General features: G+C 63.5%; 7 protein-coding genes. 1 reads left to right on the top strand and 6 read right to left on the bottom strand.

Annotated elements, in window-relative coordinates; genetic code table 11:
* Positions 1-6 precede the first annotated feature (6 nt).
* Complete coding sequence (locus C1D09_RS08545) at positions 7-1,545, bottom strand: trimethylamine methyltransferase family protein (RefSeq protein WP_143973862.1); 1,539 nt, start codon at positions 1,543-1,545, stop codon at positions 7-9.
* A 216-nt stretch (positions 1,546-1,761) separates the two neighbouring features.
* Between C1D09_RS08545 and C1D09_RS08540 the strand changes: the two genes are divergently transcribed.
* Entirely contained in the window at positions 1,762-2,352 is a 591-nt protein-coding gene (locus tag C1D09_RS08540; RefSeq protein ID WP_143973861.1) for a transglycosylase SLT domain-containing protein, read from the top strand.
* A 110-nt stretch (positions 2,353-2,462) separates the two neighbouring features.
* Here C1D09_RS08540 and C1D09_RS08535 read toward each other — a convergent pair whose 3' ends face one another.
* The 5 genes from C1D09_RS08535 to C1D09_RS08515 all read right to left on the bottom strand — a co-directional run.
* Complete coding sequence (locus C1D09_RS08535; protein ID WP_143973860.1) at positions 2,463-4,784, bottom strand: dipeptide ABC transporter ATP-binding protein; 2,322 nt, start codon at positions 4,782-4,784, stop codon at positions 2,463-2,465.
* 48 nt (positions 4,785-4,832) lie between these two features.
* Positions 4,833-5,990 (bottom strand): ABC transporter permease, encoded by a 1,158-nt coding sequence (locus C1D09_RS08530; RefSeq protein WP_143973859.1) that lies wholly within the window; start codon positions 5,988-5,990, stop codon positions 4,833-4,835.
* A gap of 12 nt (positions 5,991-6,002) precedes the next feature.
* The gene (locus C1D09_RS08525; protein WP_143973858.1) at positions 6,003-7,037 is read right to left on the bottom strand and encodes an ABC transporter permease; all 1,035 of its coding nucleotides are present in this window, start codon (positions 7,035-7,037) and stop codon (positions 6,003-6,005) included.
* Positions 7,038-7,254: 217 nt separating this feature from the next.
* Complete coding sequence (locus C1D09_RS08520) at positions 7,255-8,907, bottom strand: ABC transporter substrate-binding protein (protein ID WP_143973857.1); 1,653 nt, start codon at positions 8,905-8,907, stop codon at positions 7,255-7,257.
* A gap of 255 nt (positions 8,908-9,162) precedes the next feature.
* The coding region (locus tag C1D09_RS08515; protein ID WP_208760360.1) for a translocation/assembly module TamB domain-containing protein at positions 9,163-12,769 on the bottom strand (3,607 nt) is incomplete at its 5' end.

Genomic DNA, 12,769 nt, shown 5'->3' with positions numbered 1-12,769 from the left:
GAGGCATCATGGGTCGCCCTGCCCGATCGCTTCCTTGCGCCTGACCACATAGGCTTCGAGCGCCTCGCGCACGGCGATATCCATCGCCGGCTCGACATAGTCTTCCAGCGCCTTCTTCCACAGCCTTGTCGCGCGCGCCGTTGCGTCGAGGCTACCCGCCTCCTGCCAGGCTTCAAAGTTCTGCCAGTTGGACAGCATCGGCTGGTAGAAGGCGGTGGCGTAGCGCTCCAGCGTGTGCGGCTCGCCGAAGAAATGGCCGCCCGTCGGCACCGCGCCCAGCGCCTCGACGGCAAGCTCGGCCTCGTCGACCACGATCGGCCGCAGAAACTCCATCATGTGCTGGATCATTTCGACATCGATGATGAACTTCTCGAACGACGCCGTCAGCCCGCCCTCCTGCCAGCCGGCGGCGTGATAAACGAGATTGCCATGACCGAGCACCGCGCCCCACAGCGCCATCAGCGTCTCATAGGCGCCTTGCGCATCCGCCGCATTGGACGCCGAGCCGGGCGTCGTCCGGTAGGGCAGCCCGTATCGCCGCGCCAATTGCCCGGAGGCAATATTGGCCTTGGTGTTTTCAGGCGTTCCGAAGGCCGGTGCGCCGGACTTCATGTCGACATTGGAGGTGAAGGCGCCATACATCACCGGCGCCCCCGAACGCACCAATTGCGTCAGCACGACGCCGAACAGTGCCTCGGCATTCTGCTGCGCCAGGGCACCCGCCAGCGTCACCGGGCTCATCGCCCCCATCAGCGTGAACGGCGTCACCGCCACCGACTGGCCGAACTCGGCCATGGTCATCAGCCCTTCGGCCATCATCTCGTCGAAGCGGCGCGGCGAATTGACGGAGATGATGGTGGCGATGCCGGGATCGTCGCGCAGCTGGTCCACTGTCAGCCCGCGCGCGATCGCCATCATCTCGATGCCGTCCAGCGCCCTGCCCCGGCCGATCGCCGAGACATGGAAGCTCTTGTCGGTCAGCGTCAGGTTGGTGAAGTAGGTGTCGAGATGGCGCGAATTGGCCGGCAGCTCGACCGGCGCGCAGACCTGGTTGCCGAGCATGTGGATGCAGTTGAAATGCTGCGCCAGCCGGGTCAGGTCCGAATAGTCCTTGAGATTGCCGGCGCGGCGGCCACGCTCCATGTCGTGCACGTTTGGCGGCCCGGCGACGAGGGTAAAATTGATGGTGTTGCCGCCGAGATGGATGGTGTTGGCCGGGTTGCGCGGCGTCAGCGTATAGCTGGAGCGCGTCGTCTTCAGCGCCTCGTCCACCATGCCGCGATCGATGCGGACATTGGCCGAGGCGTGATCAACCACGGCGCCAGCCTTCTCGAACAGCGACAGCGCCCGTGGGCTCATCACCTCGATGCCGAAATTCTCCAATATATGCATCGACGCCTGATGGATCGCCTCGATCTGCTCAGGAGACAGCAACGCCATCGGCGGATAGGGATTGGTCACCCGCCGTTGGGGCAGCTGCGGGATGGGCGCCGGCCCCCGGTTGCTGGTGCGCTCGGCGCCACGCTTGCGTCTTGGTTCGTTCATGCCGGCATCAAAGCCTTGGCAAACCAGACAAGCTGTCGGAAATACGCCGTCTACGGGCGTGATTTTAGCCAAGGCGGCATCTGCGCGTTGCCATTTTATCAAAAGCGGCAACAGGCGTCGGAATATCTACAAGTCATTTTCCCCAGCCTTCGCGCAAGCGAGGCGTTAACGGCGGCAGCAAGATTCCTTTTATGATTTCGGCCTATTGCTCATCCGATGCGTAGGTCGAGTTTTAGTAAAATTGTAGCAGTTGGCGTGTTGCTGGCACTTTCGGCCTGCGCGACCGCGCCCAGTCACATCAACAATGTCTGTGCCGTCTTCGACCAGAACGACGGCTGGTTCGACAATTGGCAGTCCGCGGCTGAACGGACAGCGCAGAAATATGGCGTGCCGGTCCCCGTGCTGATGGCGACGGTGCGCAAGGAATCCGGCTTCAAGAGCAATGCCCGGCCGCCGCGCACCAAGCTTCTCGGTTTCATTCCCTGGAAACACGTCTCGTCGGCCACCGGCTTCTCGCAGGCGCTCGACGGCACATGGTCGCAATATCAGCGCGAAAGCGGCAACTGGGCGGCGCGGCGCACCAAATTCGCCGACGCCGTCGATTTCGTCGGCTGGTATCATTCCAAGACAGCAGATAGCTATGGCGTCGCCCGCAACGACACCTACAATCTCTACCTCGCCTACTATCTCGGCTGGACCGCCTATGGCCGCGGCAACCGCGGCGATGCCGGCGTCCAGGGCTATGCACGGGCCACCGACAAGATGGCGCGGGACTATGAAGCGCAGTTGCGGCAGTGCGGAAGCTGACACTCAGCCCTGACTGGCAGGTCGATGAATAACTGCACGGAACGCACCAGAATCAAACCGGGCACAGATCAGAGCCAAAACGGGTATCTGCGAGCCTTTTCATCAACCTGCTAGTGCCGCCTTGTCGTATCCTTCGGCTTTGAAACACCGGTTTCGGAAACCTCGTCGCGGAGTTCGTGGCGACGGGCTCGCAAGACGGCGTCCGCGTCCTCACCAGCCTTTCCGGTCGCATCGGCTTCCGCATTGGCGTTTTTCCCGCTTGGGCGCGCCGGCGGCGATCCGGCAAAGCCTGGACCTTCGCCATGCGGCGCATCGTCCGGCACGCCCTCACGCGCAGCGTGTTCCTCGTCGAACTTGATCACCGGTTCCATCTTGGCCAGCACATCGTCGGACAGCCAGCACAGGCTCATATGGCCGTCGCCCAGCTGCTTGACCGGCGGCACCTTGGTCTCGCACAGATTGTCCGGCACCAGCTTCTTGTAGCCGCAGCGTGTCTGGAACGGGCAGCCCGACGGCGGGTTCATCGCCGAGGGAATGTCGCCTTCCAGCACGATATGCTTCTTGACCACGCTGGTGTCGGCGATCGGGATCGCTGACAAAAGCGCCTCGGTATAGGGGTGATAGGGCGGCGCGAAGATCTGGTCGGTCGTGCCTTGCTCGACGATGTAGCCGAGATACATGACGACGACGCGGTCGGCGATGTAGCGCACAACCGACAAATCATGGCTGATGAACAGCATTGTCGTCTTGTTCTTGCGCTGTATGTCCATCAACAGTTCGGTCACCGCTGCCTGCACCGAGACGTCGAGCGCCGAGACCGGCTCGTCGGCCACCACCACCTTGGCGTCGCCGGCAAAGGCGCGCGCCACGCCGATGCGCTGCTTCTGGCCGCCGGACAGCTGGCGCGGCTTGCGCGTCTCGAAGGCGCGCGGCAGCTTCACCAGGTCGAGCAATTCCAGCATGCGCTTGCGCCGGTCGGCGACCGTCTTGCCGACATTGAACTTCTCCAGCGTGCGAATGATCTGCGACCCCACCGAATGGCTGGGGTTCAGCGTGTCGAACGGGTTCTGGAACACCATCTGGATCGACGACACGGTTTCGACGCTGCGGCTCTCGATGCCGGTCGACTGGATCTGCTTGTTGCCCAGCGTCACCGTACCGGCACTTGCTGTCTCCAGCCCGAGCAGCACCTTGGCCAGCGTCGACTTTCCGCAGCCGGATTCGCCGACGATCGCGACGGTCTCGGACTCGCGCGCCATAAAGGAGATGGTCTCGTTGGCCTTGACGACGCGGCCTTCGCTCGAGCCGAACACCTCGCTGCCACCGACCCTGTAGTATTTCCTGAGATCCTCGATCTTGAGCACCGGCGCGCCGGGCACGACGCGCTCATTGACCTTCTTGGCACCGGGCGGGAGCGCCTCCCAGTCGATCTCGTTGAAGCGCACGCAGCGTGAGAAATGGCCTTCGTGGCCGGCGACCTCGACCATCGGGATTTCGGCGGCGTTGCAGACGCCCTCGACGAAATGGTGGCAGCGCGGACCGAAATTGCAGCCCTTTGGCCGCTCATGCGGCAGCGGCAACTGGCCGGGAATGGAGATCAGCGGCCGCGAATTCTTGTCGGCGCCCGGCAGCGGGATCGAACGGAACAGCCCTTGCGTATAGGGATGGCGCATCCGGTCGAACACGTCCTTGATCTTCCCGGTCTCCACCGCCTCGCCCGAATACATCACGGTGATGCGGTCGCAGGTCTCGAGGATAAGGCCGAGATTGTGCGACACGAAGATCATCGACGTCCCGAACTTCTCGCCCAGCCCCTTGACCAGTTCGACGATGCCCGCTTCCACCGTCACGTCGAGCGCCGTCGTCGGCTCGTCGAGCAGAAGCAGTGCCGGCTTCGACAGCAGCGCCATGGCAATGACGATGCGCTGCTGCTGCCCGCCGGAGAGCTGGTGCGGATAGGAACGCATCATGCGTTCGGGATCGGGCAGCTTGACCGCGCGCACCATTTCCAGGGAGCGTTTGTAAGCCTCTTCCTTCGACACCTTGTCGTGGATCAGCGGCACTTCCATCAACTGCTGGCCGACCTTCATCGCCGGATTGAGGCTTGCCATCGGCTCCTGGTAGATCATCGCGATCTTGTTGCCGCGTATGGCGCGCAGCTCCTCATCGGAGAGTTCGCCCATGTCCTTGCCCTGGAACTTGATCCTGCCGCCGACGATCTTCCCGATGTTGGAAAGGTCGCGCATGATGCCGAGCGACACGGTCGACTTGCCGCAGCCGGATTCACCGACGATGCCCATCGCCTCGCCGGGCATGACCGTGCAGGAAAAATCCATGACCGCCGGAATCTCGCCCTTGCGGGTGAAGAAGGAGATCGACAGGTTTTCGATCTCGATGATCGGCTCCGCGGGATTTCGAACTGCCTCGTTCATGGGTCGCTCCAATCCAAATTCTACCAGATGCGGGCCGGAGCCCGTCAATCAGTCTTTCATCGACTGTTCACGCAGCGAGTCCGCCAGCAGGTTGAGTCCCAGCACGAACGACATCAGCGCGATCGTCGGTGGCAGCGCCGGATGGATGAAGGAGCGCAGCAGCCGGCTGGCATCCTTGATCGCGGTGCCCCAATCGGGGCTTTCCGGTGCCAGGCCGAGGCCGAAATAGCCCAGCGTCCCGAGCAGGATCGTGGTGTAGCCGATGCGCAGGCAGGCATCGACGATCAGCGGTCCGCGTGCGTTTGGCAGGATTTCCCAAAGCATGATGTACCAGGGGGATTCACCGCGCGTCTGCGCCGCCGCCACATAGTCGCGCGTCTTGATGTCCATCACCAGGCCGCGCACGATGCGGAACACGCCCGGGCTGGAGGCAAACACCACCGCCACGAAGATGTTGAGCTGGTTGGGATCGATGTGGACGATGTGCAGCGGGTCCTTGTCGAACACGAGGCCCAGATAGATCCAGCCGCCGACAAGCAGGGTGATGCCGAGCAGGATGTACAACCGGTCCGGCCGGTTCTTGTAGCGTGTCCAGAAGAGCACGCTGAAGAAGATGATCGGAAACAGGAAGAACACGCCGGCCATGGCATAGGGGATCGGCGTATCCATGATGCCCGGCGTCACCAGCAGGTAGAACAGCAGGATCACCGGGAAGGCCAGCACGAGGTTGGCCAGGAACGACAGAACCGTGTCGATCTTGCCGCCGTAATAGCCGGCAGGCAGGCCAAGTGTGATGCCGACCATTAGTGCGAAGCCGGTCGCCGCGGGCGCGATGATCAGCACGATCTGGCTGCCATAGACCATACGCGAAAACACGTCGCGTGCCAGCTTGTCACCGCCGAACAGATAGACGAGCCCCGATTGCGGCTCAATGGCGCCGGGCAGCATGTCCTTCATCACCGGGACCTGTGCCAGCGGATCGAAAGGCGAGATGGTCGATGCGAAGATCGCCGTGAACAGCCAGAACAGGCAGATGCCGACGCCGACGATGCCGACGCCGCTGTCGAACAGCTGTCCGTAGAGCGCCAGCCTCTTTTTGTAGGCGAAGCTCGCCCCCATGACGATGATGAGGGCGATCCAGACCGGCCAGAAGCGCGACAGCACTTCGAGAAGGACGCTGAAGGCACTGATATATTGGACCTGCATCCGCTTCGCCCCCTACTGAACTCTGATACGCGGATTGAGAAACGCGTAGCCGACATCGGAAATGAGCTGTGTGATCAAGACGATGAACACCGAGACCAGCGAGCAGCCAAGCAAAAGGTCGATGTCATTGTTGCCGGCGGCCTCGACCAGCGTGTAGCCGAAGCCCTGGTAACGGAACATCACTTCGACGATGACGACGCCGGTAAGCAGCCAGGGAAATTGCAGCATGATGACTGTGAAGGGTGCGATCAGCGCGTTGCGCAGCGCATGTTTCACCACCACGCCGCCGAAGGAGATACCCTTCAACCGGGCGGTGCGGATATATTGCTGCGTCATCACCTCGACCATTGAGGCGCGAGTCATGCGGGCGATGTAGCCGATGCCGTAGATCGCCAGCGTCATGACCGGCAGGGTGAAATTGTAGAAGGTGATGCCCTGGCTGGCCGACGCGGCCGAGCCGTTCAACCAGCCTAGCCATGATGCGAAGATGACGGTGAAGATGACACCCGACACATATTCGGGCGTCGCCGTCGAGGCGATCGAGGCCACGGAGAGCACGCGGTCGGTTCGCGACCCCTCCCGCATGCCGGCCAGGATGCCGATCAAAAGCGACACCGGCACCATCACCGCCAACACACAGAACATCAGGATCCCGGTGGCGCCAAGTGCCGGGAACAGCTTAGAGGCGACGGTCGTCTTGAACTTGGTCGAGCAACCGAAATCTCCTTCGAGGACGCCGGAGAAGGTTGGTACGGCGGGATCGTTGCAGAAAGTGAAACGCTGCGTCGGCTTGCCGGTCGCCGGGTCGGTCACCGGCTGCTTGGGCAGCAGGCCCAGCCACTGTCCGTAGCGGACGAAGAAATTCTGCCGGTAGCCATGGTTGACCAGCCAGTCCTCCAGCTGTTCGGCCGAAGTGTGCATTTCCGTCTGGCTGATAGCCAGCTTCTTCAGATTGGGTTCGAGGTTGATCAGGAAGAAGACGATCATCGTCAGGCACAGCATCGTCAATGCCATGGTGCCGAGACGCCTGAGAACGAAAGAAAGCATGGCGGCCCCCTGCCGATGGGGTTGGGTTTTGAGCCGGCTTCAAAGCCTCGCCTGCCGTCACCGGCGGACAGGCCGTCAAACGGGCCCTCGAATGCGATCAACCCTGTTTTATTGCATGACCTTCCCGGGTGAGTCCGCATCCTTTGCGGACGAACCTGCAATGGCGATGCAGAGAGGGAGGGAAAGGGGCGTTGCCCCTTTCCCTCGGCCCGATCGATCAGGCCTGATCGAGCCAGACCTTGCCGTAGTCGCGCTCGAAGGTCGGATGCATCTTGTAGTTTTGCACCGCCTTGACCGAGTGGCTGTAGAGCTTGCGCCAGTACGGCTGGATGATGATGCCGGAAGTCTGCAGGATCTGCTCGATGTCCTTCATCATTTCCTTGCGCTTGGCAGCGTCGGCAACGGCGAGTGCCGCATTGAGCTTGGCATCCCAGTCGGGGTTCGACCAGCCAGCCTCGTTCCAGGCCTCGCCGGTGCGATAGGCGATGGCCAGAACCTGGACGCCGAGCGGGCGCATGTTCCAGTTGGTCATGGACAGCGGATACTTCGTCCAGTCGTTCCAGAACGTCGAGCCCGGCAGCACCGTGCGCTTCACCTTGATTCCGGCATCGCGCAACTGGGCGGCGATCGCGTCGCCGGTGTTCTTGTGCCAGTCCTCGTCAACCGTAATCAGTTCGTGTTCGAAGTCGGCTTGGCCGGCTTCCGCCATCAGCGCCTTCGCCTTGGCCGGATCGCGGGCAACCTTCGGCAGCTCGTAATATTCCGGATGGATCGAGCAGACATGGTGGTTTTCAGCGACCGAGCCGGCATTGCCATAGCCGAGCTGCAGGACGACATTGTTGTCGACCGCGAGCTGCAGCGCGTTGCGCACCTTCTGGTCGCCATAGGGCTTGTTGTTGACGTTGGTGCGGCAGACAATGGTCGAAGCCGTGACGATCTCCGACTTGACCAGGTCCATCTTGTCGAGGATCGACACATAGTCGGCCGACGTTTCGAAGTTGGTGTGCACTTCGCCAGCCTCGAAAGCGCTGACCATGGCCGCCGGATCGGTGCCGTAGTCGATGAATTCGATGCCGTCGAGGAACACTTCGCCGTCCCACCACTTGTTGTCTTCGCGGCGCTTGTAGACGACCTTCTGGCCGACGTCGTAGGAGACGAGCTCGAATGGACCGGTGCCGATCGGGCAGGCCTTGAAGTCGCCGCCCTTCTCGTCGAAAGTCTTGTGGACGATCAGGCCGGGATAGTCGCACATGTTGGGGATGAGCGCGATGTCGGGCTTGGCGAGCTTGAGCACGACCGTGTGGTCGTCCGGCATGGTCACGGCGCTTTCGTCGAGCTTGTCATCCTTGACCAGCGAGCCGAGACGGCCGGGCATCGAATTGCCTTCGGCCTTCTTGTCGGCCCAGCGCTTCAGGTTGAAGACGACGTCAGAGGCTGTGAAGGGGTCGCCGTTCGACCAGGTCACACCCTTGCGCACATGCAGCGTGTACTGGGTCGCGTCGTCATTCACGTCCCAGCTTTCCAGCAGATAAGGACGGAACGTGTATTCGCTGGTGTACTTGACCAGTGGCTCGAGCGCCTGGCGCTCGGCATTGGCGATTTCCGACCAGTCGGCCTTGCGAGGGTCCTTGGGATCCTTGATCCATTGCGCGACCTTCAGCGTGCCGCCTTTCTTGCCTTTTACGTCTTCTGCCCTTGCCGGCGTCGGATCGGCGAGACCGAGAAGGCCATAGGCCATCGCCGTCGAGGCGCCGAAGACGCTTGCCATGGCCAGGAATTCGCGGCGATCGACCTTACCTGCCTTGGCTTCCTCGGCCATGGCCAGAATGTGATCCGGAACGCGATCGCCATTACTCTTGTAGATTGTCATGACTAACTCCCATTGTTGGCTTTCCGCCGATTAACATTCCGCATCCAGGCCATGATGTCAAAGACGGCTTGGATTGGGAACATATTGGCGAATGTGCAACTTTGAAAAGGGAGCGGTACGCGCGATAGCGACAGTCTTGACGCAAAATTGCTACTGCGCCGAGATTTCGCCAAAAACCTGCTCGGGACGATTAAACTGAGACATTGGCACGGGTTACGACAGCGCCAGTCCCAGGCAATGGTGAGGGCCAGCCCCTCAATATTCCTTTTCGTAGAAGATGCCGCCCTTGGCTTCGCCGGCATCCGTCGCCTCGCCGCGCAACTTGACGCCACGCCCGACATTGAGGTCGATTGTCGCCTTGCCCGAGCCCGGCTTGTCGCCCTTCTGGATGGTCACATAGGTGCGGTCGTTCAGGTATTTGCCGGCCGAGACCGCCGTGCCGCCCTTGTCGTCGGTGGTGACGTCGAGATCGTCGACGCCGATGGCACTGCGCAGATTCTCCAGCAGCGACGTCGAGCCGCCGACACCGGCAAGTTGCCCGGCCGCTTCGGCCAGCTGCGCGATCTGCAGCGGCGACAGGTTCGACATGGACCGGCCGAAGATCAATTGCGCCAGCACCTCGTCCTCGGGCAGCGCCGGCACCGAGGAGAAGGTGAATTTCGGATTGGTCGCCTCGCCCGACACCACGATGGTCACCGTGGCGCTGGTCGTCGTCGTGGTCGCCGTCAGGTTGAGATAGGGCACCAGCGAGCCGGAGAAGCCGACCGTACCCTCTGTGAAGGTGAGCCGCTTGCCCAGGATCGACAGCCGGCCGCGCTGCAAGGTGAACGTGCCGACCGCCTGCGGCGACGAGGCCGGACCGGTCAGCCTGAGCGAGCCGCCCAGTTCGGCGTCGACGCCCCTGCCCTGGATGAAGATCTGGTTCGGCGCGTTGACGGTGACGTCGAGCGCAAGCCCGCTGCCGCCGCTCTTGCCCGACGTCGTCGCCGGGCGCAGGGCCTTGTCCTGCGCCCTCACCGCGGCGGGCGCGTTCTTGTGCTTGACATCGAGCGCCGAGAGCGAGCCCGGCAACCTATCCGGAACCGTGATGACGGTCTTGGCGAGATTGACGGTGCCGGCAATCACGGGGGCCGATACCAGCGGGCCCTTGATCGTCAGGTCGCCGCCGAGATTGGCCGTCACCACGCGTCCGTCCGTATAGCGCCCGTCGGTGAGCTTGATCGACAGGTCGGCCGGAAAACCCTGAGCCGGATTGATGCCGACCGTGCCGCTGGCCGACAGGCTGCCGCGCGTCGACAATGTTCCGGTCAGCCGGTTGATCCTGGCGACGCCGCCGCCGATCGAGACATCGGCCGCGAGATCGTTGACGGCCAGGCCCGAGCGGGCATCGACCAGCCGCGCGCCCGACGTGCTGACACTGCCGCCGATGACAGGCGATGTCGCCGGGCCGCGCACCTGGACATTGACCGTGGCCACTCCTGACAGCGACAAGCCCTGCGCGGCAAGCTTCTGGCTGAGCATGCCGAAGGGCACGGCGCCATTGAAGTCGAGCACAAGCGCCGGCGTGCCCGCCGTCGTCACCGTGCCACCGCCCTTGAGGCCAAGGCCGGCGCCGTCGCTGATGTTGGCGTTGAAGGTCAGCTTGTCGCCGGCAAAGGTACCGGAGGAGGACACGCTCACCGCGCCGACACCGGCGCCTCGGGTTTGCGACGTCTGCACGCCGGCGGCGTCTATATTGAAGGCTACGGATGGGCTCGCCGGCGCGCCGGTCACCTTCACCGTGCCGGAAATCGAACCGGCGGCATCGAGACCCGGCGAGAAACCGTTGGCGAGCGACATCGGCACCTTCGTCAGCGCCGCATTGACGTCGAGCGCCTGCCCGACCTTGCCGGTCACCGTCGCCGTGCCGCCGCCAAGGTTGAGCACCAGCCGGTCCAGCGTCGTCGTGCCGCTGGCGATGCTGACCGTCGAAGGCTGGGCGATGGCCGCCTTGATGCCCTGGACGGTCGCCTGGCCGGAAGCGAGTTCGATGGTGGTCGTGCCATTGCTCACCTTCACGCGGCCGGCGGCCTTGGCCGGAATGCCCTTGACGGTGGCGCCACCGGAAAAGCCGGTCCAGTCGCCGTCGCGCTTCAGATCGACATCGATGCCGGTGATCACGGTGCCGCCCGATTTGACGGTGTCGGCGCGGATCTTGCCCGAGATCACCGGTGCGGCGAGATAATTGGCGATCAGCGCATCGATGGAAACCGCCTTCGCCTGGAGATCGCCGCGCGTGATCGAGGCGGTGGCCGCCTTGATGGCGACCTGAGGTGCGCCACCGTTCTTCGTGAAGGCGATCGTGCCGCGCACGTCGCCCTCCGCCTTTTCCAGCGCCAGCGCGGCGAGCGGGCCGATATCGGGCAGGTCGAGCGAGATGGTGCCTTCGGGCACGAACTTGTCGTCCAGCGCCAGATCGCCGGAAATCCGGTTCTTGCCGAGCGACAGGAGCAGGCCGTTGATGGCGCTCTTGCCGTCCGCAGTCGCCAGCACCGCGCTGCCCTGCATGGCTTGTCCCGCGACATCGCCGGTCAGTTGCACGTTCGCGGCCGGGTTGGCGGCATCCGCCTTGCCGGTAGCCGTGAGCTTCAGTCCGGTGATCTCGCGCTCCGCCACCAAAAGCCGATCGCTGTTGACCGTCAGCGACAGATCGGGGGCGATGGCCGAGCCCTGTGCGTTCAGCGCAAAGGCGATGGCGCCCTTGGCGTCCTTGGACAGCCGCGAGATATCGGCAAGGGCGCCGGTGATGTCGGCCGCCAGTTTGTTGTCGGCAAGGCTCGCCTGCCCCTGTGCGGTCAGTCCGCCCGAGACCAGCTTCAGCCCGTCGACATTGATGCTGCCGTTGGGATCGCGCTTCAGCATGGCGCTGATCTGCGCGCGCTCTCCAAGCATGCCACGTGCCGCCGCCGGCAAGGCCGATGACGGGGCATCGGCACTCAGCTTGAGGTCGATGGCGCCATCGCGCAACGACACCTGCCCGGCGACCTGGCTGTTCAGCGCATCGCTCTTGAGCGAGCCGCTGTCTATGGCGACGCCGTCCGACGTCAGCCGGGCGTTCAGCGCGGCCGTCACCTTGCCGGCGATCAGCGGCGCAATGGCGGCATTGTCGAGACCGACCTTGTCCACCGACACCGTGCCGGAAACTGGTCCAGCGCGGTTCTTGAGATCGAATGCATCCGAGTGCAGTGCCAGAACAAGCCCGTCCACCTTCGCCGGGCTGGTGGTGACGGACGGCAGGATCGCTGAGACGTCCAGGCGGGCTCGCGTGCTGTCGCCCGCCGCCTTCGCCGACAAGGACCGGATCTCGAGCTTCACCGGGCTCTCAGCGCTTCCGACCGTCAGCGGCAGGCTCGGTCCCGACGATGTAAGGTCGAGGGCAAAGTCGCTGGCGCCGTTCGGGTTGATGGTGCCGGAGGCCGTGCCGGAAATCTTGTCGCCGGACAGCGTCGCATGGTCGAGAACGACGCCGCCGGCCAGCGTGTAGGTGCCGGCCGCATCGACCGCAAGCGGCCCGAGCCCGGCCTGGCGGGTCTGGCTGGTTTCGACGCCGGCAAGCCGCGCGTCGAACCGAACTTCGGGGGCAGCCGGCGTTCCGGTCACTTGCGCGGTGCCACCGAGCGTGCCCACCGCATCGAGCCCGGGGGCGAAATCATTGGCCAGGGCCGCCGGCAGCGCGGAGAACTGTGCCGCGAGATCGAGCGTCTGACCGGCGGTGCCAGACAGCGTCACCGAACCGCCGCCGACATCGAGCGCCAGTTTTTCGATGCTGGTGGTGCCGTTGGCGATGGTCAGGGTCGAGGCTTCAGCGATTGCCGCCTTGATG

The organism is Mesorhizobium intechi, from assembly GCF_002879535.1.
Classification (GTDB): Bacteria; Pseudomonadota; Alphaproteobacteria; order Rhizobiales; family Rhizobiaceae; genus Mesorhizobium; species Mesorhizobium intechi.
This window is presented reverse-complemented; position numbering and strand designations above follow the sequence as displayed.

Bases quoted from the DNA above. Each gene is read 5' to 3' on its own strand.
- C1D09_RS08530 (WP_143973859.1), bottom strand. From the start codon at position 5,990: ATGCAGGTCCAATATATCAGTGCCTTCAGCGTCCTTCTCGAAGTGCTG.
- C1D09_RS08540 (WP_143973861.1), top strand. From the start codon at position 1,762: ATGCGTAGGTCGAGTTTTAGTAAAATTGTAGCAGTTGGCGTGTTGCTG.
- C1D09_RS08545 (WP_143973862.1), bottom strand. From the start codon at position 1,545: ATGAACGAACCAAGACGCAAGCGTGGCGCCGAGCGCACCAGCAACCGG.
- C1D09_RS08525 (WP_143973858.1), bottom strand. From the start codon at position 7,037: ATGCTTTCTTTCGTTCTCAGGCGTCTCGGCACCATGGCATTGACGATG.
- C1D09_RS08520 (WP_143973857.1), bottom strand. From the start codon at position 8,907: ATGACAATCTACAAGAGTAATGGCGATCGCGTTCCGGATCACATTCTG.
- C1D09_RS08535 (WP_143973860.1), bottom strand. From the start codon at position 4,784: ATGAACGAGGCAGTTCGAAATCCCGCGGAGCCGATCATCGAGATCGAA.